Genomic DNA, 24,993 nt, shown 5'->3' with positions numbered 1-24,993 from the left:
ATGAAAATAATTGCAGGTGTAGACATTGGTAATGCTACAACGGAAGTAGCGTTATCAAAGGTTGAAAATGGAAACGTAGAGTTTCTTTCAAGTGGCATAGTTCCAACAACAGGAATAAAAGGCACTGAAGAAAACATAGATGGAGTATTTTCCTCTTTAAAAGGAGCTTTAAAAAAAGTAAATTTAGAACTTAAAGATTTGAACTTGGTTAGAATCAATGAAGCAGCCCCTGTTATAGGTGATGTTGCTATGGAAACTATTACTGAAACTATAATAACAGAATCTACAATGATTGGACATAATCCATCTACTCCAGGTGGTGTAGGTACTGGAATAGGAAAAACTATATATATTGAAGATTTAGACAACTTAGAAGTAGATAAAATTGAAGAAAATCAATTTATTCCGTTAATTTTAAATAGAGTTAACTTCTTAGAGGCTGCAGCTAGAATTAATGCTGCAACTCAAAGAGGTATAAACATAACATCAGCAATAGTTCAAAGAGATGATGGAGTTCTAATTAATAATAGATTAGAAAAGAAAATACCTATAGTAGATGAAGTAATGTTTTTAGAAAAAGTTCCAGTAGGAATGAAAGCTGCAGTAGAGGTTGCTGCACAAGGTGATGTTGTTGAAACTTTATCTAATCCATACGGTATTGCTACAGTGTTTAATTTAACATCAGAAGAAACAAAAATGATAGTACCAATATCTAGAGCTTTAATAGGAAATAGATCTGCAGTAGTAATAAAAACACCTAAAGGTGATGTTCAAGAAAAAAGTATACCTGCAGGTAAAATCCATATAAATGGATTAAAAAGAAAAGAAGTTGTAGATGTAGAACATGGTGCAGAAAAAATAATGGATGCAGTTAACTTATGTGTTCCAATTCAAGATGTTAAAGGCGAAGCTGGTACAAATGCTGGTGGAATGTTAGAAAGAGTAAGACAAGTAATGGCAAATCTTACAAAGCAAAAAATATCAGATATCACAATTCAAGACTTATTAGCAGTTGATACTTTTATACCTCAAATGGTAAAAGGTGGTCTTGCAGCAGAATTCTCAATGGAAAATGCAGTAGGAATAGCTGCTATGGTTAAAGCTGATAAACTTCAAATGCAGATGATTGCAGATAAATTACAAGGACAATTAAATGTTCCTGTTGAAGTTGGCGGAGTAGAAGCTGATATGGCTATAAGAGGAGCATTAACAACTCCAGGGAGTAGTACACCACTTGCAATCTTAGATATGGGAGCAGGATCTACTGATGCATCAATAATAAATAAGCAAGGTGAAATTTGTTCAATTCATTTAGCTGGAGCAGGTAACATGGTAACTATGCTTATAAAGTCAGAACTTGGATTAGAAGATTTCAATTTAGCTGAAGATATTAAAAAACATCCATTGGCAAAGGTAGAAAGCTTATTCCATATAAGACATGAAGATGGAACAGTAGAGTTTTTCGAAAAACCATTAGAACCAGAAGTTTTTGCTAAGGTTGTAATCTTAAAAGATGGAATGCTTGTGCCAATAGATGGACAAAATTCTTTGGAAAAAATTAGGAACATAAGAAAATGTGCTAAAGAAAAGGTGTTTGTAACTAACTGCTTAAGAGCATTAAAAATAGTATCACCTACAGGAAATATAAGAGACATTGAATTTGTTGTATTAGTAGGTGGATCTTCATTAGATTTCGAAGTTCCTCAAGTAGTAACTAATGCTTTATCACAATATGGAGTAGTAGCTGGAAGAGGAAATATCAGAGGAACAGAAGGTCCAAGAAATGCTGTAGCTACAGGACTTGTATTAGCTTTTGATGGAAATGGAGAAATTAAGTAATGATGATGAGACATTTTAAATATGACATGCCAACCATATGTCTTTATCATTGTTCAACATTAGAAGACTTAACTATATTCAATGAAATTTTATGGGGATTAGAAGAAGAAGGAATACCTTGTAAGGTATCAAGTAAAGAAGATTCCTTAAGTTCAGAAGAGCTTAGTCATATAGCTTCACAAGATTCAAAATTAGCAGTAGGTATAGGTATCGATAAAAGTGGAAAAGTAACATTAACTTTAAATAAACTTAAAAAATATGAACCTTTGTTTACTGTTAGTCTAGATGATGGTGATAAAGTTTTAAGAGCTTTAGGAGCTAATGCAGGAAGATTAGTTAAGGGAATTGCTTTTAAGTAGAGTATAAGGAGTAGTTGTATTATGAAAATTTATACTAAAACAGGTGATAAAGGAACTACCGCTTTATATGGTGGCAGTAGAGTAGATAAAGATAGTTTAAGAGTTGAAGCATATGGAACTGTTGATGAAGTTATTTCATTCATTGGCTTAGCTTATGCTGAGAGTGAAGATAAAGAAGAAAAAAATGCACTCCAAGAAATACAAAAGAAATTATTTGTATTAGGTGCAGAACTTGCTAGTGATGAAAAGGGATTAACATATTTAAAAGAAGTAATAACAGATGAAGATATAGAAAAACTAGAAGTTCTAATAGATAAATATATGGAGCTTGCAGGACCTTTTAATGGATTTGTAACTCCAGGAAAAAATAAAATATCAGCAGCTTTACATGTAGCAAGAACTGTAACTAGAAGAGCAGAAAGAATAATTGCTACACTTAGTAAAGAGGAACATGTTAATGAGCCAGTTAAAATGTATATAAATAGACTATCAGACGTTTTATATGCATTTGCTAGATATAATGAAGAAAAATAGTTTAGGGGGATTAATTTATGAAAAAGTTAAATGAAATAAAACAATTAAGTTTAGAAATAGTAAAAGAAATGGCTAAAGCAGCAGAAGAAAAAGCAGCTAGCATGAATGTACCAGTAATTTTTGCAGCAGTAGATGCTGGAGCAAACTTAATGTTAATGCACAGAATGGAAGATGCTTTCATAACAAGCATTGACATAGCAATAAACAAAGCTTATACAGCAGCATGTTTAAAGCAAGGAAGCCATGGAATAGCTGAATGTGTACAACCAGGACAAAGTCTTTATGGACTTCAACTTACAAACAATTGCAGAATAGTTCCATTTGGCGGTGGACTACCAATAATAGTTGATGGTCAAGTTGTAGGAGCTGTTGGAGTAAGTGGTGGAACTGTAGAAGAAGATATGGCTATAGCTCAAGCTGCAGTAGATGCTTTTAACAAGTAAAAATATCTATAGTATTAACAATGCAAATATATTTTAAATTAATATATAAAAGATTAAATATATGATTAACTAATAGGAGGAATTTACAATGAGAATGTACGATTATTTAGTACCAAGTGTTAACTTTATGGGAGCTGGATGTGTAAAATTAGTAGGAGAAAGATGTCAAATATTAGGCGGAAAAAAAGCTCTAATAGTAACAGATAAATTTTTAAGAAGCATGGAAGGTGGAGCAGTAGAATTAACTGTTAAATCATTACAAGAAGCTGGAATAGAAGTTGCATATTATGATGCAGTTGAACCAAATCCAAAAGACACTAATGTTGCTGATGGATTAAAAATATTCCAAGAAGAAAAATGTGATATGATAGTTACAGTTGGAGGCGGAAGTGCTCATGACTGTGGTAAAGGTATTGGTATAGTTGCTACTCATGAAGGAGATCTTTATGAATATGCTGGAATAGAAACTTTAACTAAAGCTCTTCCACCAATAGTTGCAGTTAACACTACAGCTGGAACAGCAAGTGAAGTTACAAGACACTGTGTTATAACTAACACTAAAACTAAAGTTAAATATGTTATAGTTAGCTGGAGAAACTTACCATTAGCTTCATTCAACGATCCAGAATTAATGGTTAAAAAACCTGCAGGTTTAACAGCTGCTACAGGAATGGATGCATTAACTCATGCTATCGAAGCTTATGTATCAAAAGATGCAAACCCTGTAACTGATGCTGCTGCTATACAAGCAATAAAATTAATATCAAACAACTTAAGACAAGCAGTTGCTTTAGGTGAAAACTTAGTAGCAAGAGAAAACATGGCATACGGTTCATTATTAGCTGGTATGGCATTCAACAATGCTAACTTAGGATATGTTCATGCTATGGCTCACCAACTAGGTGGATTATACGACATGCCACATGGAGTAGCTAATGCTATGCTTCTTCCACATGTTGAAAAATACAACTTAATCTCAAACCCACAAAAATTTGCTGATATAGCAGAATTCATGGGAGAAAACATACAAGGATTATCAGTTATGGAAGCAGCAGAAAAAGCTATAGATGCTATGTTCAGACTTTCAACTGATATCGGAATTCCTACAAGCTTAAAAGAAATGGGAATAAAAGAAGAAGATTTCGAATACATGGCTGAAATGGCATTAAAAGATGGTAATGCATTCAGTAACCCAAGAAAAGGAAACGAAAAAGATATAGTTGCAATATTTAAAGCTGCATTTTAAGATAATTAAAAAGTAGATAATACATAACTATTATGAGAACCCCTTTACTTTTAAAGGGGTTCTTTAAATGAAATTATATAAATTCATAAGATAAATTAATAGAAAAACATAAGATTTTAGGAGGACTAATATAATGAACATGGCAACATTTTTTGCAGAAATGTTTGGAACTTTAATATTAGTATTATTAGGAGATGCTGTTGTAGCTAACGTAATACTTAAGAAAACAAAGGGTCAAAATTCAGGATGGATGGTTATATCAAGCGGATGGGCTGTAGCTGTTGCAATTCCAGTATATATGTTTGGAAATATTAGTGGAGCGCATTTTAACCCTGCAGTTACAATAGCATTAGCTACTGTTGGAAAATTTGCATGGGCTGATGTTCCAATGTATATAGCAGCACAACTTATAGGAGCATTTATAGGAGCAGCTTTAGTTCTTGTTTCTTACTATAATCATTTTCAAGAAACTGAAGATCAAGCTACAAAATTAGGAGTGTTTTGTACAGCTCCAGAAATAAGAAAACCTGTATTCAACTTTATAACTGAGTTTGTAGGAACATTCATATTAATTTTTGCAATAATGGGAGCAACAGCTCAACCATTTGTAAGTGGAACTCAGCCAGTAGCTATAGGTGTAATAATATTAGCAATGGGATTATGTTTAGGTGGTCCAACAGGATATGCTATAAACCCAGCTAGAGATTTAGCACCAAGACTTGCTCACTTTTTATTGCCAGTACCAAATAAAGGTACTTCAGATTGGGGCTATGCATGGATACCAGTAGTAGCACCAATATTAGGAGCAATAGCAGGAGCTTTAATTTACGTAAGTATATTCTAAGATTAGTGTATTTTTAAAATAAGATCTATCTTAGCAAAGTGTTCATGTATACATAAGTAAAGTGAACTGAGTAATTGAACTTAACTTATTGAATATACGAATACATATTTAGTACAGAGCTTAAAAATTAATATGAGATACGAATGAGAGTCTATGTAATGTAGGCTCTTATTCTTTTATAATTAAATATTCACAGGAAATAAAATACACAAAAGAATAATCAAATTGAAGAAATTTATAAGATGATAAATGATGTAGCTAACATTTTCAAATCACTTGGTAAAATTTTTGTAATGTGTTACTATTACTGTATTAGAAGATTTTTTAAATTTCAATAATAGCTTATTTTCAATGATTAACTTTAACATGGGATGTATTTAAATAAAATATGTTGAAGGGGTTCCTCAATAATGGATTGATTAACTTTGAGATGATGGCATTTAAATAGAAAATAATAGAAGAAGGAAGGTGCATACATTGAAAAAAATATAAGTGTAGGATTATCAGATTTTAAAGAATTAATAGAAAATGATAATTACTTTGTAGATAAGAAAAAATATTATGATATATTGAGTAAAAGTGCTTCATTTACAGATACTTGTCATGGAGTTAATTTTTTGATGAAATGTATGCATAAGCATTATGATAATAGAGTTATGTTATTTATAGATGAATATGATATGCCGATCCAAGAAGGATATTTAAAAGGTTATTATGAAATAGAAGTATAAGAAATTTCATTAAAATAATAAAAGAGGTGTATCTAATATAAATAAAATTCTTATTTTAAATCATGATAATATTTTTATAAGTGAAATAGTTAATAGAGCTTTAGCAGATTATTTAAATAATTATTTGTAGAATTTAAGAAAATATAGAAAGTGAGAAAGGAAATGCCAGTATGGATTCAATTTCAAGTAGTACTTTTTCTAGTTTTGACAGGAATGTCTTTTGTTACACCTAAGAAAGTTTTTGAAGGGATAATAATATTAGCAATTATATTTACAACAATAGCTGTATTTACAAAATTCTTACTTATTATTCAGTTTTTAAATATTGGTTTATGTTATAAAATAGGAATGAGCATTATCAATGGTAGAAATAAAATATTTGATGTATATGAAGAAGAAATTAAAATAAATAAATATCAAATGTTTATGAGAAATCATCCTATCGTACTTGCGATTTCAAACGTAGCAATATTAATGATTGTAAGTATAATAGTTACTGCTATTGGTATTTTTTTAAATAACATTGTATAAGAAATATTACAATATTTAAGAAATATAGATAACATAACAAAATAATAGTAAAATTATAGACAAGTTAAAAAATAAATAAAAAAAGTCCTTCATCATATTTCAAAGACGGCAATCAATCTTACTATAAGTGAGTCTATTTATAATACCATTATTTATAGTATCTAAAAAAAGGAGTTAATCTAGATTAATTAAAAATATTTTTATCAAACATTTCTATAAAATTACGTGAAATATTTGATAGAGGTTTATTTTTAGTCCAAATTAATCTTAAATATGACTCAATTGATGGTTCTATTATCTTTTTTATTTTTAGATTAACATTTGGTAAGATATTAGAAGCAGTAAGAGGTAAAATAGAAATTCCAATTCCAGCTTCGGCCCAACTTAAAGATGTAATAATATCATCATTTTTACATATTATCTGTGGTTCAAAGCCTGCTTTATTACAAGCACTTTTTATAACATCATCGTATCTTCGATTAATTATTAATGGCTTATCTTTTAATTCTTTAATGAGAATAGTGTTACTTTCTATGGAATCATAGAATTTAGATTTTGCAATTGTAACAAAATAGTCATTTAAGTTATTTTCAAGATTATCTTTAATTACAAATGAATTATATAGTGATAGATTAAATGGTTCTCTCACAAATCCAACATCAATTAGTCCATTATTTAATAGTTCCATTATTTTAAAACTATTGCCCTCATATATTTCATAATCTATTTTAGGATGTTGTTTACAAAATTCCTTTATTTTTTGTGGCAAAATATTAATTCCTGAAGAACAAACTGTTCCGATACCTAGTGTTCCTTCTATTCCATCATTAAAATTCTTTATTTCATTAACCGTTGATTTATACAACTCAAGGAGTTGCGAAGATTTATTTTGAAGCAAAATACCAGCGTCTGTTAATTCTAAACTTCTACTCGTTCTATTGAACAATGTTACTCCAAGTTCTTCTTCTAGTAATTTAAGTTGTTTGCTTAAAGGTGGTTGGGAAATATTTAGTTTTTTAGCTGCTGCTGTTATATGACCTTCTTCAGCTATGGTTAAAAAATATCTAAGCTGTCTTATATCCATCATCATTCACCTATCTATTCATATTTTTTAAGTATAGATCTATTCCTAATATGTATTTTAAATATAGATTTTCTCTTGATATAATAATAAGGAATAAATTATATTTTTACAAGTAAAGATAAATAATACAAAATTACTTAAAAATATAAACTTACATGAAAAGAAGGTTTAATATGAACAAAAAATTTATAAGACTATTTGCAGCTGGACATTTAGTAACAGACATTTATCAAGGAGCATTACCAGCAATGTTACCATTTCTTATATCAGAGAAAAACTTAAGTTATGCAGCAGCAGCATTCTTAATTTTTGCAGCCAATGCAAGCTCATCAATAATACAACCTCTATTTGGAATTTATGCAGATAAAATTTCGCTTCCTTGGGCACTTGGAACAGGTGTACTGCTAGGTGGTATAGGAATTGGAGTATCAGGAGTTACAAGTAGTTATAATATGATATTTGCTTTAGTAGCTTTAAGTGGAGTAGGAATAGCATTATATCATCCAGAAGGTGCTAGGCTTACAAATAAATTTTCAGGTGAAAATAAAACAACTGCAGTGAGTCAATTTGCAGCAGGTGGAAATATTGGTTTTGCAGTAGGGCCAATAATAACAACAGTAATTTTATCAATCTGGGGCTTAAAGGGAACTATAATATTGTGTATTCCTGCAATAATAATGGGACTAATACTTTTATACGAATCAAGATATTTTTCTAAAAATGAAAATGAATTAGTTAAGGAAGGCAATTGTATAAGAAATGAAGAAGTAGTAAAAGTTGATCAGTGGGGTGCTTTTGGAAGATTAACACTTACACTTCTTTGCAGATCCACAGTATTTTTCGGACTTAATACATTTTTAGCACTTTATTTTGTACATGTATTAAATCAATCAGAAGTACATGGAAGTATAGCATTATCTACATTAATTGTTGTTGGAGCAGTTGGAACATTATTTTCAGGAAAACTTGCTGATAAGGCTGGAAATAAAAAGGTGATAATAATGGGTTATTCTTGTTTATTACCACTATTAATAGCTTTTCTAAGTGTAAAAAATCCAATAATAGTTACTATAATATTGATTCCATTAGGATTTTTCTTATATATGCCATATAGCCCAATGATAGCACTTGGACAAAAGTATTTGCCTAATCATGTTGGACTAGCTTCAGGGGTAACAATGGGATTAGGAGTTACCATGGGTGGTGTTGTATCACCGATACTTGGATGGGTTTCGGATAACTATGGTATACACACAGCACTATGTACTTTAATAGTAATGCCTATTTTTGCAGTGATTTTGGCAAGAAAATTACCTGTATCTAATGAAGATATAGAAAAGGATGAAATACAAAAAGATGTGCAATCAAACACTAAAAAATTATCAAATAAGAGTTTAAATTTACAAAAATAATAAAACTTTCAAATAATATAAAGAATATGAGTTAAATAATGTGCTTTTGGGATTTTTAATAATTTGATATTCATAGATATGTTATAATCAATAGTAAGATAAACGGAATTTGGTTAAAGGAGTAATATTATATGAATAAAAAACAATTAAAGTTAAAAAGTATTGGAATAGAACATCTTGAGCAATATAACCAGTTATTAAGATATGTTTTTCAAGTCACTGAACACGAACTGAATCAAATTGGTTGGCAAGATAAAGAAATTATTCGTGCTAAATCACCAACATTGAAACAGGCAGATGTATTAGGGTGGTTTGATGGAGATAATCTAATTTCACAGGTGGCTGTTTATCCTATGAAAGTTCGTATTTTTAATTGCACATATGATATGGGTGGTCTTACTGGTGTTGGAACTTATCCGGAGTACTCAAATCAAGGGCTAATGCATAAACTATTGTATCAATCATTATACAATATGAAAGAACGTAAACAATTTATATCTTATTTATACCCATATTCTATTCCTTATTATCGCAGGAAGGGATGGGAAATAATATCTGATAAAATCACATATGAAATTAATGATTATCAGTTGCCAAAAAATCGGCAAGTAGCTGGAGATGTGAGACGTGTTCATATAGATAGTGACCAAGTGAAAGAAGCCTATAATAGATTTGCTTATTTGACACACGGTGCGCTATTGAGAGATAGTCTGGCTTGGAATGAATATTGGTTGTGGGATACAGATGATATAATGGCTGCAGTATATTACAATGAAGATGATAAACCAGATGGATATGTAATATATTGGATAGCTGATGATGTTTTTCATATTAAAGATATGATATTTGTTAATGAAGATGCAAGAATAGGATTATGGAACTTTGTAAGTGCTCATTTTTCTATGATTTCAAAGGTCGTAGGAAATACATTTACAGATGAGCCATTAGCATTTTTATTGGAGGATGCTGATATAAAAGAAATTATTTCACCATATTTTATGGCTAGAATTGTTGATTTTGAACATTTTATTGAAGAATATCCTTTTAAGGCTGATACTATAGAGCGTGAATGGACATTTACACTTAGTGATCCATTGCTTGCTTGGAATCAAGGAACATTTACATTGAAAATTTCAAATGATGGAAAAGGTAAGGTGGTTCATTCAGTAGAAAAAACTACAGATAGAATAGATATTCAAACTATGACAACTATGTTATTAGGATATAAACGCCCAGATTATCTGCATAGAATTGGACGTATTGTGTGTAGTTCTAAGACTGTAGATATGTTGGAAGATGCAATAGAACAGCAGTCACCATATTTTTCAGATTATTTTTAAAATTTAAGTTAAATTAATTGATTTCAATTTATAAATAATAACTTAATAATATATACCAAGATCATATTATTAAAAAATCATATGCTCTCCTTAAAGTGGAAGATTAAAAATCTATAACTTTGAAAGGAGAGTGTTTTTATGTAATAAATAACTAAGTATACAGTATGGTGAAAACATAAAATCGAACATGATATGGTTAAGTACATCAGTTGTAATTGCATACTATAAAATAAAATGTATAATATAATTTGGTATATTCTCTGAAATCTTATTCATAAGATAAGAAATATGTACTAAAAAACGTTAATTGGGAGGAGTTATTGTGCAGGAAAAGAAAGTTTTTAATTCTTTAAGAGGCAATACTCGAAGTATTGCAGAAGAGATTCAAATAAATACTTTATCAAAGAAGATAAAGAAAAATCGGATTAAGATAAATAATTTAGATGAATTTAAAGATGCATTGAAAAAAGAAGGATATGAAATAAATGAGTTTGATGAAGAAAAATTTAAAGAGGATCTTGTTAAAAATTTTCAAGTAGATAATAGTGTAATAGAGATTTTACATACATATATTAATAATCCTGAAATTACTTATAAAGTTTATGATACTAGCGATTTAATTGATTATATAAAAAAGATGATATTATTTAAAAATGAGCATAATAGGTTGTGTGAAAAAATAAGTGCAATAAAGAAATTAAACATAGATAGAATTGAATATGAACGAGAATTTAGTCTTCAAGATAATGTTGAAGATATAATAAAGGCTATAGAAGAAATAAAAGATGATATATCTGGAATCATAAGTATAGAAGGTAAGATCAGATTAGAGAATTTAGAAAAAGAAATAAATAAGGAATATCTTTATGCAAAAGATATTGAATTATTAAAAAAAATGGTTCTTATTAAAAATGAAAATGTGAAAGAAAAGTATAATGTTGAGTCTAAGACTAAAACAATATCTATAGAAATACCTAAAAAAATAAATTATGAGCACATTGTAGCGAAGAAAGGTTCTGTAGAATATCATGATTATTTAAGTAGTAATATACCAAGAATGCAACGTTTAATAAAGAACATACATAAATATATGGAAGTTGATGAAAAAGAAAAATCAACTTTTAAAATAAATCAAAGTAAGGCTTTGCAGGATTCTATAAATATAGCTGTAGCAACATATGATAATAAAGAGTTTAAAGCAATAAGCGGAAGTAATGATATAAAGAACTATTGCAAGGTAACTTTATTAGAAAATGCAACTTTTAAAAGTAGTAAAGTTAATAAGCTTGGTAATTTAGGAATAGGATATAACAGAGTTAATGATAGTGAAAAAAAGATATTTGAAGAAATACATAGACAAATAGAGAAGAAAGCCTTGAAAGATGAGGGTACTCTTATTTTATATACTAAATTAGAGCCGTGTCCAAGCTGCTATTATGTAATTAGCCAGTTTTGTAAAAAGTATCCTAATATAAAAGTTGAAGTCAAATACAGCAAAAAATATGGAGAGTAGAAATTAGATGTATTTATAGAAATTAATTTTCTATATTTACCTCTTTATTTTTTTATAAAAATAATACATAATATAGTAAAAGTGTTATATATAGGAGATGGAGAGATGAGAGGAAAACATGCAATTGGAAATAGACCATTTGGTAATATACATTTAGACTATGTTAAATACAAAGACAGTGATAAAGATATTAGACAAATGTATGAAAGAGTAAAGAATGATTATTTAAAAAATAAAAATTTGGACATAGATTTAGAAAAGGCATATTTAAATGAGAGATTTATATCTTGTAGGGCATATTCAGAAAAATATTACTTAAATATATTTATGATAGCTGTAGTTGCTTTTTTAGGAGGAATTTCCACACAATATTCTAACAGACCAATTATGACATTAGCTATATTGCTTGCATTTATTATTATAGTAGTAAAGTCTTTTTCAAACATACATACAAAAGTAATGCTTAATAAAGAAAAATATGAACATAAGTATTATATTATATGTATTGAAGCTTTAAAAGAAATTGAACATGAACAAAACAGCATAATTGAAGTAGAGATCTAGATTAGAATAAAGAAATTATTTTAGAATATTAATTAGGTTTTAAATAAAAATGGATTCAGATTACTTGAATCCATTTTTGTGATTTTATTTATGCCTTAGTTTAATTAGTTGTACATTCCATGTTGACTCATATAATTGTATAGTTGTTCACCATGTTCTTGTTCTTCTTTTTGAATATGATTTAACACTTGCCTCATATTTTTATCTTTAAATTCAAATATAGTTGTATTATAGGTAGAAGATACATATTTTTCAGTAGATAATGAATCTTGACATAACATTTTATCATTACTAATATCATTTTGAGTTAATTGAGAATTAGTAGCATTATTCATATTCATGTTTTGCATAGAAGTTTGATTTTGGTTAGCAGTTTGATTTTGATTAGATTGTTGACCTTGATTTACACTTGGAACACTTCCACTTAACATTTGATTAATAGTATCTAAATGTTGTTGTTCCTTTTGAGCTAATGTTGAAAATAAATTTTTTAATTCTACATCGCAAGCTTTATCAGAATATCTATTGTATTTTTCAACACATAATTCTTCATGACTTTTTTCATCTTGCAACAACATTCTTTCTTTCATACTTAGATTTACCATAAGAACACCTCCAAGTATAGTTTTACTAAAAAGTAAAATAATATTCATTTTCTTTTATTTATAATATATTCACTAAAAATTTCACTTTTATGTTAAAATGTAATTAAAAATTAAATACCAAAGTAGGTGTAGATGAAATGAAAGAAAACTTAAAAGATAAAATAGATAATTTTTTAAAGGAAAACAAGATAAATATAACAGGCGGAATTATAAAAACAGAAGAGGAACTTTCATTAGTTCTAAACAACATTGCTATGAGTGATTTAAAAAAAGGAAAACTTCAAAAGTCATTATATTTTGCGAGTAAAGCATTAGAATTTGATTCTAAGAATTATTATGCAATGTTTATAAAAGGACTTATTTACAGAGCTTCAAGAAATTTTAATGAGGCAATTAAATTATTTGATGAATATTATGAACTTAGCAAGGAGTCGTTGAGTCTTATTCACATAGGGTTTTGCTATGCAGAGTTAGGTGATATTGATAATGCATTAGATTATTTTAGAAAAGGTGAACAAGAATTTACAGAAGAAGAAAAGCATAATTATAGTAGTTTAATGTGTACTGTATATGAGTGTATCGGAAATATCTATATGAATAGAGAAAATGTTTTAGAGTTTAAAGAAAATGACAAGTTTAGTCTTAACTATAAGTTAGCTATTAAGTACTACAAAATGTCACTAAAAATAAACAAGAACAATCATTTATTACTTAATAAATTAGCAGCTTGTTATCATCATTTTGATGATGAGAAGAAAGCATTATATTGTTATGAAGAAGCAGTTAAGATTGCACCACAAATAGAAGAATATAAAGGTGCAATTGAGGAAATGAAGGAACAAGGAATTGTATCTGAGATTATAGAATTTTAATTTAATTATGAAAGTTTTTAAAGTTAGAAGTATATAATTTTCTACTTATATGTTTTGTTTTAATTTAAATATTGAGATTTTCAAATATAATAAAATCTTTGACAATGTTCATTTAGAGTATTGTTAAAGATTTTTTTTATAAAAATAGAAATAAGTACATATTAATTATTATTAAGTGAAACAATTAAGATAGACTAATTTTAATAGGAGTGATATGTTATGGAAGAAAATCCAATGTTTTGTTATCAATGCGAACAAACAGCAGGGGGAAAAGGTTGTACTAAATTAGGTGTATGTGGAAAGACACCTGAAGTAGCTAATCTTCAAGATTTACTTATATACCAATGTAAAGGTATAAGTGTTTATGCAATGGAACTTATAGAAAAGGGAGAAAACATAGATAAGAATATTGTTAGATTCGTAGAAAATTCATTATTTACGACACTTACTAATGTTAATTTTGATGCAGAAGTTCATGTTGAAATGCTTAGAGATTCTCAAAAAATCAAAGAAGAATTGAGAAATAAAGTAGGGAATGATAAGGAATATCCAGAAGAAGCAACTTATGATTTAACTAAAACTAAGGAAGAAATGCTTAAAGACTCTAAAAAAGCTGGAATTATGTTTGATCAAAATATAGATGCAGATGTAAGATCACTTAGGCAAACAATTATTTATGGATTAAAAGGTATAAGTGCTTATGGTCATCAAGCTAGATTTTTAGGTTATAATGATGATCAAGTTGATAACTTTTATTTTAGAGGACTAGAGTGTACAACAAATGGTAATTTAAGTGTTGAAGAACTAATTAGAATGACAATGAGAACTGGAGATATGAGTGTAGCAGTTATGAAAAAATTAGATGAAGCTAATACTGAAACTTATAAAAATCCAACGCCACACAAGGTTAATGTACATATTAAGAAAGGACCATTTATAATTGTTTCTGGTCATGATTTAAGAGATTTAGAAATGCTACTTAAGCAAACAGAAGGAAAAGGAATTAACATATATACTCATGGGGAAATGATACCTAGCCATGGATATCCAGGACTTAAGAAATATAAACATCTTGTTGGTAATTATGGTGGAGCTTGGCAGGATCAACAAAAGGAATTCGATGGTATTCCAGGATGTATTCTTATGACTACAAATTGTCTTATGAGACCTAGGGAAACATATAAGGATAGAATATTTACTACAAGTGTAGTTGGCTGGGATGGAGTAAAGTATATAAAGGCAGAGAAGGATGGCTACAAAGATTTTACAGAGATAATAGAAAAGGCATTAGAACTTGGTGGATTTAAAGAGTCAGAAGAACCACATGAAATATTAGTGGGTTTTGGGCATCATGCAACTTTAAGTAATGCAGAAACAATAGTAAATGCAGTTAAGGATGGAAAAGTTAGACACTTCTTCTTAATTGGAGGATGTGATGGGGCAAGACCAGGAAGAAATTATTATACTGAATTTGCAGAGAAAGTTCCAAAAGATTGTATAATTCTTACTCTTGCATGTGGAAAATATAGATTTAATAAGCTGGATTTTGGAGAAGTTGCAGGACTTCCAAGATTGTTAGATGTTGGTCAATGTAACGATGCATATTCAGCAGTTAGAATTGCAACAGCACTTGCAGATGCTTTTGATACAGATGTAAATGGATTACCACTTTCAATAATTTTATCTTGGTATGAACAAAAAGCAGTTGCTGACCTTTTAGCATTACTTTCATTAGGCATAAAAGGAATATTTGTTGGACCAACTTTACCCGCATTCTTTAGCCCTAATGTACTACAATATTTAGTTGATACATTTAATCTACAATTAATAAGTGAACCTGATGATGATTTAAGGACTTGTATGCAACAAGGAATTTAAATTATTAAAGTATAGTATGAGTTTTTAGAGATATATAACAATAAAAAATAAGGATTGTTTTGTGAAAATAATCCTTATTTTTATATGTAAGCTTAGAATATAATAAGTCGTAGCAATAAGATTATAAGTAACACTTATTTAAGTGTTGTTAAAAAAGTAACTTTCAAATATTAATAGGTAAAAAATTCTAATTATGTTATAATTAATAAAAGAAATAGAAAAGGGTGTGTGAAGTTATGAAGGCATTTATATTTGATATGGATGGTGTAATAATAGATAGTGAACCAATACATCGTCAGGTGCATGGCGAAATTATGAATACCTTGGGTATAAATATATCTAAGAGAGAATTAGCATTATATGCAGGTGCTACAAATGAATATATTTTTACAAAATTAAAAGAAAGATATGGAATAAAGAAATCTGTTAGTGAGCTTATGGAGTATAAATCTAAACTTATTATTAACAAAGTAAAAGAAGAGTCACTAGAACCTATAAATGGAATTAGAGAATTATTAAATGCTTTAAGAAAAAATAATATAAAGACAGCTATAGGATCATCTTCTCCTAGAAGTTTAATAGAAGCTGTTATAGATAAGTTTAATTTACATGGTGCTTTTGATTGTATAGTAAGTGGAGAAGAAGTTGAAAGAAGTAAACCATATCCTGATGTTTACATAGAAGTAAGCAAAAAGTTAGGTATAAGTCCAAAAAATTGTATAGTAGTTGAAGATTCTCATAATGGTGTACAAGCTGCTAAAAGAGCTGGAATGAAATGTATAGGTTTTGATAATGTAAATTCAGGTAATCAAGATTTATCAAAAGCTGATGTGATGGTAGATACTATAAGAAAAATAGATATATTTAATTTATGTAAATACTTTGAGTAGAATAAAGATTATTATTTTAAAATTTATTATTGACAAACTATAAGTTTTAAAATAATATAAAAATATATAGATTTCAGAAAAAGGAAGGTATTTTTGTGAGTGTAGTAAGTATTTAATTATAACTAATTTAATATTCATCAAAAAATGGGTTATAGAACCTTTATTTGTTGATGGAAAAATTAATTATTATAGATACACTACGAGTCATGAAATAACTTTACTTTAAAAGATATAAATAACTATATCTTTTATTAATGTTGATTTTTTAGCCGTGGAGATATCCATGGCTTTATTTATTTTGTAATTATATTTATAGGCTTAAAAACAATAATATTACTAAAATAATATAATTTAAATCTTGAAATCTATATAGATTTTCGTGACTTGAATTTAAAAAAAGAAGGACGAAAAGAATGAATAATATAACAATAGAAAAATTAAATTATGAAAATTTAAAAGAAATTGTAAAATCATATTGTATAAGCAATTTAGGTAAAAATTTAATAGATAAACTTATGCCAAGTAAGAATTTAAAGCAAGTAAATAGAATGTTAAATGAAACTTCAGAAGGAAGAAGACTTATAGATGCATCTTATCATATGCCTCTTGAAGGAATATTTGATATAAATCCATTATTGAATAAAATGGAAAAAGGGGCAGTGCTTGAACCCTCAGAATTAATAACTATTGGTGATTTTTTAAGAGGATGTAGAAAAGTAAAATTATTTATTAAAGACAAAGAAGGATATGCGCCTACATTAAGCAGCTATGGAGAAAATATAACTGAACTTCAATATATAGAAGAGGAAATTTCAATATCAATTAAAGGTACGATAATTGATTCTAATGCAACAAAAGAATTGAAAAAAATAAGAAAGCACATTGATTTATGTGAAGGAAAGATAAATGAAAAACTTGAAAAATTTATAAAAAGTCCATCTAATCGAGAATATTTGCAAGAAGCTTTTGTAAGTCAAAGAAATGGAAGATATACTGTTCCAATAAAAGTTTCATATAAAAATCAAGTTAGTGGCAGTATTGTGGAAGTATCTTCAAAAGGAAACACTGTATTTATGGAGCCAAACATAATATCTAAATATACAGTTGAACTAGCTTCTTTAAGGGGTGAAGAAAGCATTGAAGAATATAAGATACTATCAACTTTAACAGAAATGATTTTTTCAAGAATTAGAGAATTAAAAGTTAATGTTGAAGTTATATCTGAATATGACATGATATTAGCTAAAGCAAAATATAGTAAGGATATTAAAGGCGTTAAACCTAAATTAAATAATCACGGCTTTATTAATATAGTAGATGGAAGATATCCATTGATTAAAAATTCAATACCTTTAAATTTAAAAATAGGAGAGGAATATAGAAGTTTAATAATTACTGGTCCTAATGCTGGAGGAAAAACAGTAGTATTAAAAACAGTGGGAATTCTTACAATGGCAATCCAAAGTGGATTTCATATAAGTGCAAATGAAAACTCTGAAATGGCTGTGTTTGATAATATATTTGTTGATATTGGTGATGATCAAAGCGTTGAAAATTCATTAAGTACATTTTCATCACATGTTGGTAATTTATCAAGAATTTTAAGAGAAAGCACTAAAAATACATTGCTTTTATTTGATGAAATAGGAAGTGGTACAGAACCTAATGAAGGAGCAGCATTAGCTATTGCGATATTAGAGGAGTTTTATAAAAAAGGATGTATAACAGTTGCATCCACTCATTATGGTGAAATTAAAAATTTTTCTTATAATCATCCACATTTTGAAAATGCTGCAATGGAATTTAAAAAAGATACTTTAGAACCTATGTATAGGCTTAATATAGGAAAAAGTGGGGAAAGTAACGCCTTATATATTGCAAAAAAAATGGGCATTGATGATGTTATACTTGATAGAAGTAAGAGATATTTTAAGAGTAAAGAATATAATTATGAGATTATAGATTCAAGAAAATTATTAAAGAATAAAACTGAAAATGAAAACTTAGAATATGAAGATATAATTAATGAGTATGACTATAAAATAGGTGATAAAGTTTTATTATTAGATAAAAAGGTTAGTGCAGTAGTCTATAAAACAAAAAATAGATTTAATAATGTAGTTGTATTTTTAAATAATGAATTTGTAGAAGTGAATTTTAAAAGATTAAAGTTGGAATTTACAGCAGAAGAATTGTATCCAAAAGATTATGATTTGAATCAATTATTTGTAAGTTTTAAAGAAAGAAAATTAGACAAAGATTTAAAAAGAGGCTCAAAGAAAGCAATAAAAAAGTTTAGAAAAGAAATTAACACAGTAAATGTATAACTAAATAGTATAAGTATCTATCTATAAAATGAACTTAATTTAAGGTGGTTTTATAGGTAGTTATTTTAAAGATATGAATTCAGTAGATATAGCTAAAATAATATCAGAAGGTGCAATAATGACAATTGAATTTTTGGATTTAAAAGCTGATATGACTGTAGTTGACAAAGAAGATAGAATAGTTGGAATAATTACAGCATTTATCCCTATGCTTATGGATACTGGTGGCAATGCAGGATCACAATCATTTACTTTAATAATTAAGGATTAGTGTTAGGTGATATAAGTATTAAAGATACAAATACTATTTTAATTAATTTAAATTAATGCTATAATACGGACAGGAATTAATAGGATATTTTATATAAACATATATAAATATGGAATTTATTTCAATATATATGTACTGAATTAATATCTCAATGTTGTTAATAAATTTATATATGAGTATGTGTTTTATATAAACAGAAAGAAAATACTTAACTTATTTAACAGGGGGGACTTTTAAAGTGCTGACGGAAGGGATAAAGGGGATTAACAAAAAGTTAATATTGCTTATAATAACAAATGTAATTAGCTTTTATATTATATTTAAATTGAATATTTTTATGGTTAATAATGTAGATTTAGCTGAATTAACTCTTGTTAAAGATATAAAAGGTATAAATTATATAATAGGATTTATATCAGTGTTTTGTTGTTTTTTATATTATTATTTATACGAAGAAAATTATTTTTTTATGTTTTCACTAATCTATCTATCTATATATTCTGAATTTTTAATAGTTGATTTTTTAACAAAACATATAAATATAAGTGTTCTTATGCATTCTAACTCATCATTTGTAGGTTTTGCATCAATATTTAGAACGCTATTATTATATTTAACTATATTCAATCAAAACAAAGTAACCAAAGGTATTTGTAAAAATAGATTTGCTACAGTAATATTTGTTTTGATTTCTAATGTATTATTTATATTAATGGAGTTAAATATAATGCAGTACTATTCACATGCAATTAATATAAATATTCTTATGATTATTAAGTGTATAATAAATTTAGCGACGTACTTATTAATATTAGAAGTATGTATAAAATACTTTAAAGAAAAAGAATTTAATTATTTTATAACTTTTGCTAGTTTAAGTGTTATGTTTTTGAGCAGAATTTTACTAGTTAAAAGTTTATATAAAGACGAAAAGATGATGTATGTATTAAATCGCTGTCTATTGGCATTAGGTTTTTTCATAATAATAATCAGTGTATTTATAGAAATAATAACTAAGTCTAAAGAAAACAAGGAGTTAAGTTATGAAGTGGTTAATCAAAAAAATGAAATGTATAAATTGAAGGAAGAAGAGGAAATGAGGAGTCAATTTTTTGCAAACATATCTCATGAACTTAGAACACCACTTAATATAATCATTTCATCTTTTCAACTTTTAAGAATGTACAATTATAATGAAGAAGAATTTTTAAAATACTACAATAAATATGAAAACACAATTTCACAAAATTGTTCTAGGATGTTAAGACTTATTAATAACATTATTGATGTTACTAAGTTTGATGCTGGATGTTTTAAAATGAATTTTGTTAATTGTGAAATTATTAGTTTGGTTGAAAATATAACTCTATCAATAGCAGAATATGAGAAAGCTAGAAAAAGGAATATAATTTTCGATACAGATTGTGAGTTCCTTGAAATAAAGTGTGATCCAGAAAATATGGAAAGAGCAATTTTAAATCTTCTTTCTAATGCTATTAAATTTACAAGTGATAATGGAAATATATTTGTGAATATTGAAAGTCAAAATAATGATGAGTATTTAAGCATAACTATAAAAGATGATGGAATAGGAATTCCAAAAGATTTTAGAAAAAGCGTTTTTGAAAGATTTGTACAAGTTGATAAGTCTTTTAGAAGAAATGTAGAGGGAAGTGGAATAGGCTTATCTTTAGTTAAATATATAGTAAATTCTCATAACGGAGAGATCAATCTAAAAGATAATGAAGAAAAAGGTTGTGAATTTATAATCAATTTACCTAATGTAAAGATAGAGGAAGAGTTAGATGATATTGAATTCAATTTGCATAAAAAAGATGAAATTGATAGTAAAATACTTATTGAACTTTCAGATATTAAATAAAAAATATAAAACCTTGTAGTTTTAGAATTACAAGGTTTTCTGTTATTAAAAATTTTCTATTCTATCAATAAGACTTTTTTTATAGGTATTTTTGTATATAATTCTTGGAAGTATAATTGAAATAACAATTAAAATTGAAGATGCTATGAAAATAGGGGTAAGTTTAAAACAATAATTAATATAAGTTATATTATTAGTTAATGATTTAATTATAGTAGAAGAAAAATATATACCTATAGTGATTTCAAATATTATAGTTAAAATTGCATAATATAATCCTTCATATGTTAAAAGTTTTAATATTTGTTTTTTGGTCATTCCTATACTTTCAAGGATTGCAAATTCTTTTTCATAAGAAATTATTTCTGTAATAAAAGAATTTATAAAATTGAGTATTCCAATTAAACCAATAATAAGTACTAAAACATATCCAACTATACTGTAGGAGCGTTGTATTGATTTTAGTTCAGAAATATATGTGGCAGTAGATTTATATTTTATGTTGGAATCAATATTCATAGTATAATTTTCAAGAAAATTTTGCATTTCATTTATTTTATTATTATCTACATTAAAGTAATAACTTGCTAACAAAGGATTATCAAATTGATTTTTGAATTCATTATCTGGTAAAATACATTCAATATTAAAATCTGAATTTTTATCTCCATGAAATCCATTAGAATTTGAATGTAATTGATCAGGTATAGTGCAAAATCCTATAACCTCATAAGTTTTAGTTTTAAAATCATCATATTTTATAGTAATTTTGTCTCCTATTTTATAGTAACTTATTGTGTTATTATAATTAGATGTAGTAGGACAAATAAGAATATAATTACCTTCTTTAAATTTTTCTAAATTAAGATCTCCTTGAATTATTAGTAATTTTTGTAAAAGAAAATCATTCATTCCATATAATTTAATATTACATTTTCCAATTTTTTTAAATTCATCAAATTTTTCATTTAAGTAATATTTACTTTTAGGATAAGTTAAATTTAGTGTATTATTAATATTATTTAATGCGTCGATACTTACGGTATGAGGAACACCATCAAAATATAAATAGCCTCTCTCTTTAATATAATCATTGCCATTTATTAAACTTATAAGGCTATTTGGAAGTATATCCTCATTATCATATTGAAAAGTCAAATAGCTAAAAAAGTTCTTATTACTAACTTGAAAATCACATAATGAATTTTCTTGTAAATATATATTTATATTATAATTATTTACAATGTTGAATACAGCATTAAACAATATTAAACTAAGGGATAATGAAATTACTATAATTATAGATTTTTTTATATCTCTAAATAAATTTAAAAAAGCCATTTTATATATTTTACCGTTTGTATTTATGTTTCTTTTTAGGAAAATATTATTTTTACTAACATGAGAATACTTTATAGCTTCAATAGGTGTTATGTATGCAGCTACTTTACTAGGTTTAATGCAAGCGATAAAAACTGTAATAAGAGAAAAAATTGTTGTTAAAATAAATATATTTGGGTGCAAGGAAAAATGAATATTTTGATAAGCAAGTAAATTATTCATTAAAGTTTTATTAATTATAGGTAAAAGAATAATACTAATCATATAACCTAAAAATATGCCTATGGGTATACCTATAATTGAAAGAAAAAGAGCTTGTATAAAAAGAATTTTCTTTATTTGTTTTGATGTTGTCCCTAGAGTTTTTAAAAGACCCCAAAATTGAATATCTTTAACTATTGATATATGAAAAATATTATAAATAATTAAATATCCTGTAAAAGTTATAAATAAAATTACAAGAGATAAAGAAAAAATTATTTCGGGACTACAAATAAAATCATATGACCAATTAATACGTAGATTTATATCAGATTCTATATTACAATCCTTTAATATTCTATTAATTTTTTTGTTAACATTAAAATTATTTTTTAATATTATATCAGCAACAATTATTTTATCAGAATTTAATTCATTGTAATGTATGAAATTATTTTTTAAGAACTCTTCTGAAACATAAATTTTATTATTACTTTCAACATAAGAATTATCATAAAATCCTGTTAATACAAAATCTTTACCATTTAAAGATAAATATGCACCTATATTATGAGGAATATTAAACATATCTAAAACTTTTGTACTAGTCATTATTTCATTTGATTTTATGGGCATAGTTCCAATTTTAGGATAGGAAAAATTGCACTTGGCATAAATTTCATTACAATATAACATTTGAATATTTGAATTAATAAATTCTTTATTTGTAATTTTAGATATAGGTATAGAAATACCTATATCTTTTACTAAAGGATGCTCTTTCATTTTGTTAAAATCATATTTTGTTATATATTGTAAAGTGAAATTTGATGAATTACCTTGTTCAAGCATTGTTGAAATTTCAGCAGATTTGCATATACTAAAAGCTAGAGTAAATAAGCTTGTAAATAACACAGTAGTTAATATTATAGAGAAAATTGCAAGTACATTTCTGATTTTATTAGCTTTAAAGCTTTTTTTACAAAGCATAAAAATAACTTTTTTATTGTCATTTTCAAATATAATTACCCCTCCTTTTTTATTTAGTCTATGTTTTAATATTTAGATTATAGCTCTAATTTATTATTTTTCCATCTTCAAGACGAATTATAGAATTAGCAAGCTGAGCTATTTCTTCATTATGTGTAATCATAACAATTGTTTGATGAAAAAGTTCACTTGAAATTTTTAGTAATCCTAAAACTTCTTGACTTGTTTTACTATCAAGATTTCCTGTAGGTTCATCAGCAAGTATAATTGTTGGTTTAGTAATTAATGCTCGTGCAATGGCAACCTTTTGTTGTTGTCCACCTGATAGCTGGTTAGGAAGACAAGAAAGTTTTTCTTTTAACTTTAATATAGTAACAATTTTGTTGAAAAAATCAGTATCGATATTATTCCCATCAAGTTGAAGAGGAAGTAATATATTTTCACAAACGCTCAACATAGGAATTAAATTATAATTTTGAAATATAAAACCAATATTGCGACGGCGAAAAATAGTAAGAGCATCCTCAGTAAACTTAGAAATATCTTTATTATTAACAAAAACTTGCCCAGAAGTAGGTCTATCAAGACCACTTAACATATGAAGTAAAGTAGATTTTCCACTGCCGGATGTACCTACTATAGCAATAAAGTTTCCTTTCTCTATTTTTAAATTTATATTGTTTAAAGCTTTAACAATATTTAGACCTTGTTCATATTGTTTACTTAAATTAATAGTTTCTAATAATGACATATTAAAACCCCTTATTAAGTTTAGTATATTTATTGCAATAAATATTGAGAAAATCTTATGTCTATAATTTTAAAGTCCTGAAGATTTTTATTTATTACATCAAGTAATTCTTGTTTAATTTTCTTTTCATTATTTAAATCATTTAAATAATCATAATCTCTATTTCTAAAATAATTATTTACTATATCTTTTACAATAGGAAGTTTATTCTCTTTTGTTAATTGATTTTTAGCAATACTATCTTTTTTATTATAACCTACAGAAAGTTTACCTTTAAAATATCTATTTTTAGAAGTATCGTTTAAACCAACAGTAAATTCTCCTAAATCAACATATACTTCATGTATTTTACTTTCTTTAAAAATTATCATATTATTACTATGAAGATACCATATACTAGTCAAGATTATAACTAAGAACATTATTAAAATTAAAGAAATTACTTTAGTTTTTGATTTTTTATTAGATTTAGACGAATTTTCATTACTCATATAATTACCTCTTTCTAAAATGTATTTTCAATATATATTTTAGAAACTAAATGT

Annotated in this window: 21 protein-coding genes and 1 pseudogene; 17 read left to right on the top strand and 5 right to left on the bottom strand. The window is 26.8% G+C overall.

All coding sequences use genetic code 11. The features are described from left to right. From RGC78_RS08420 to RGC78_RS08390, 7 genes are all read left to right on the top strand, one after another. Nucleotides 1-1,839, top strand: a complete 1,839-nt coding sequence (locus tag RGC78_RS08420; protein WP_309556444.1) for a diol dehydratase reactivase subunit alpha — start codon at nucleotides 1-3, stop codon at nucleotides 1,837-1,839. Further along, nucleotides 1,839-2,198: a glycerol dehydratase reactivase beta/small subunit family protein gene (locus tag RGC78_RS08415; RefSeq protein WP_252212195.1), complete on the top strand. Its 360-nt coding sequence runs from the start codon at nucleotides 1,839-1,841 to the stop codon at nucleotides 2,196-2,198. The genes RGC78_RS08420 and RGC78_RS08415 overlap by 1 nt, the downstream gene beginning before the upstream one ends. 21 nt (nucleotides 2,199-2,219) lie before the next feature. Beyond that, the gene (locus tag RGC78_RS08410; protein WP_252212196.1) at nucleotides 2,220-2,732 is read left to right on the top strand and encodes a cob(I)yrinic acid a,c-diamide adenosyltransferase; all 513 of its coding nucleotides are present in this window, start codon (nucleotides 2,220-2,222) and stop codon (nucleotides 2,730-2,732) included. A 17-nt stretch (nucleotides 2,733-2,749) separates the two neighbouring features. Then, complete coding sequence (locus RGC78_RS08405) at nucleotides 2,750-3,175, top strand: GlcG/HbpS family heme-binding protein (RefSeq protein ID WP_252212197.1); 426 nt, start codon at nucleotides 2,750-2,752, stop codon at nucleotides 3,173-3,175. A gap of 88 nt (nucleotides 3,176-3,263) precedes the next feature. Beyond that, nucleotides 3,264-4,421: an iron-containing alcohol dehydrogenase gene (locus RGC78_RS08400; RefSeq protein ID WP_252212198.1), complete on the top strand. Its 1,158-nt coding sequence runs from the start codon at nucleotides 3,264-3,266 to the stop codon at nucleotides 4,419-4,421. A 133-nt stretch (nucleotides 4,422-4,554) separates the two neighbouring features. Next, nucleotides 4,555-5,265 (top strand): MIP/aquaporin family protein, encoded by a 711-nt coding sequence (locus tag RGC78_RS08395; protein ID WP_252212199.1) that lies wholly within the window; start codon nucleotides 4,555-4,557, stop codon nucleotides 5,263-5,265. 893 nt (nucleotides 5,266-6,158) lie between these two features. Then, nucleotides 6,159-6,527, top strand: coding sequence for a hypothetical protein (locus tag RGC78_RS08390; protein ID WP_252212200.1), 369 nt, complete (start codon nucleotides 6,159-6,161; stop codon nucleotides 6,525-6,527). 184 nt (nucleotides 6,528-6,711) lie between these two features. On the opposite strand, the gene RGC78_RS08385 is transcribed toward RGC78_RS08390, so the two are convergent. Then, nucleotides 6,712-7,611, bottom strand: a complete 900-nt coding sequence (locus RGC78_RS08385) for a LysR family transcriptional regulator (protein ID WP_252212201.1) — start codon at nucleotides 7,609-7,611, stop codon at nucleotides 6,712-6,714. 173 nt (nucleotides 7,612-7,784) lie between these two features. On the opposite strand from RGC78_RS08385, the gene RGC78_RS08380 reads away from it, so the two are divergent. The 4 genes from RGC78_RS08380 (at nucleotide 7,785) to RGC78_RS08365 (ending at nucleotide 12,440) form a co-directional block, all read left to right on the top strand. Beyond that, a complete protein-coding gene (locus RGC78_RS08380; RefSeq protein WP_309556442.1) occupies nucleotides 7,785-9,023 on the top strand; it encodes an MFS transporter in 1,239 nt (412 codons plus the stop codon). 131 nt (nucleotides 9,024-9,154) lie between these two features. Further along, nucleotides 9,155-10,363: a GNAT family N-acetyltransferase gene (locus tag RGC78_RS08375; RefSeq protein WP_252212203.1), complete on the top strand. Its 1,209-nt coding sequence runs from the start codon at nucleotides 9,155-9,157 to the stop codon at nucleotides 10,361-10,363. Nucleotides 10,364-10,685: 322 nt separating this feature from the next. After that, nucleotides 10,686-11,876: a deaminase domain-containing protein gene (locus tag RGC78_RS08370; protein WP_309556440.1), complete on the top strand. Its 1,191-nt coding sequence runs from the start codon at nucleotides 10,686-10,688 to the stop codon at nucleotides 11,874-11,876. A gap of 105 nt (nucleotides 11,877-11,981) precedes the next feature. Continuing rightward, nucleotides 11,982-12,440 (top strand): hypothetical protein, encoded by a 459-nt coding sequence (locus tag RGC78_RS08365; RefSeq protein WP_252212205.1) that lies wholly within the window; start codon nucleotides 11,982-11,984, stop codon nucleotides 12,438-12,440. A 104-nt stretch (nucleotides 12,441-12,544) separates the two neighbouring features. On the opposite strand, the gene RGC78_RS08360 is transcribed toward RGC78_RS08365, so the two are convergent. Beyond that, nucleotides 12,545-13,045, bottom strand: coding sequence for a spore coat protein (locus RGC78_RS08360; RefSeq protein ID WP_252212206.1), 501 nt, complete (start codon nucleotides 13,043-13,045; stop codon nucleotides 12,545-12,547). A gap of 137 nt (nucleotides 13,046-13,182) precedes the next feature. On the opposite strand from RGC78_RS08360, the gene RGC78_RS08355 reads away from it, so the two are divergent. The 6 genes and pseudogenes from RGC78_RS08355 to RGC78_RS08330 all read left to right on the top strand — a co-directional run bounded on the left by RGC78_RS08355 (nucleotide 13,183) and on the right by RGC78_RS08330 (nucleotide 21,165). After that, nucleotides 13,183-13,917 carry a tetratricopeptide repeat protein gene (locus tag RGC78_RS08355; RefSeq protein ID WP_252212207.1) on the top strand — a complete coding sequence of 245 codons (735 nt, stop codon included), beginning with the start codon at nucleotides 13,183-13,185 and terminating at the stop codon, nucleotides 13,915-13,917. 219 nt (nucleotides 13,918-14,136) lie between these two features. Continuing rightward, on the top strand, nucleotides 14,137-15,795 hold the full coding sequence (gene hcp, locus RGC78_RS08350; protein ID WP_309556438.1) for a hydroxylamine reductase: 1,659 nt from the start codon (nucleotides 14,137-14,139) through the stop codon (nucleotides 15,793-15,795). Nucleotides 15,796-16,031: 236 nt separating this feature from the next. Beyond that, on the top strand, nucleotides 16,032-16,685 hold the full coding sequence (locus RGC78_RS08345; protein ID WP_252226543.1) for an HAD family hydrolase: 654 nt from the start codon (nucleotides 16,032-16,034) through the stop codon (nucleotides 16,683-16,685). A 413-nt stretch (nucleotides 16,686-17,098) separates the two neighbouring features. Beyond that, nucleotides 17,099-19,012: an endonuclease MutS2 gene (locus RGC78_RS08340; RefSeq protein WP_252226545.1), complete on the top strand. Its 1,914-nt coding sequence runs from the start codon at nucleotides 17,099-17,101 to the stop codon at nucleotides 19,010-19,012. Between the two features lie 181 nt (nucleotides 19,013-19,193). Beyond that, nucleotides 19,194-19,309 (top strand): annotated as a pseudogene (locus RGC78_RS16190) (magnesium transporter); the annotation flags it as partial. Between the two features lie 212 nt (nucleotides 19,310-19,521). Next, nucleotides 19,522-21,165, top strand: a complete 1,644-nt coding sequence (locus RGC78_RS08330) for a sensor histidine kinase (RefSeq protein WP_252212211.1) — start codon at nucleotides 19,522-19,524, stop codon at nucleotides 21,163-21,165. A 45-nt stretch (nucleotides 21,166-21,210) separates the two neighbouring features. Here the strand turns inward: RGC78_RS08330 and RGC78_RS08325 are convergent, their stop codons facing one another. The 3 genes from RGC78_RS08325 to RGC78_RS08315 all read right to left on the bottom strand — a co-directional run bounded on the left by RGC78_RS08325 (nucleotide 21,211) and on the right by RGC78_RS08315 (nucleotide 24,939). Beyond that, nucleotides 21,211-23,697: an ABC transporter permease gene (locus RGC78_RS08325; protein ID WP_309556437.1), complete on the bottom strand. Its 2,487-nt coding sequence runs from the start codon at nucleotides 23,695-23,697 to the stop codon at nucleotides 21,211-21,213. Between the two features lie 85 nt (nucleotides 23,698-23,782). Beyond that, nucleotides 23,783-24,448 carry an ABC transporter ATP-binding protein gene (locus tag RGC78_RS08320; protein WP_252212213.1) on the bottom strand — a complete coding sequence of 222 codons (666 nt, stop codon included), beginning with the start codon at nucleotides 24,446-24,448 and terminating at the stop codon, nucleotides 23,783-23,785. 29 nt (nucleotides 24,449-24,477) lie between these two features. Beyond that, nucleotides 24,478-24,939, bottom strand: a complete 462-nt coding sequence (locus RGC78_RS08315) for a flagellar basal body-associated FliL family protein (RefSeq protein WP_252212214.1) — start codon at nucleotides 24,937-24,939, stop codon at nucleotides 24,478-24,480. Between the last annotated feature and the right edge of the window lie 54 nt (nucleotides 24,940-24,993).

The sequence above is a fragment of the Clostridium aquiflavi genome, assembly GCF_031344075.1.
GTDB lineage: Bacteria > Bacillota > Clostridia > Clostridiales > Clostridiaceae > Clostridium > Clostridium aquiflavi.
Note: the sequence above shows the minus strand (reverse complement) of the source record. Positions and strands in the feature narration are given on the sequence as shown.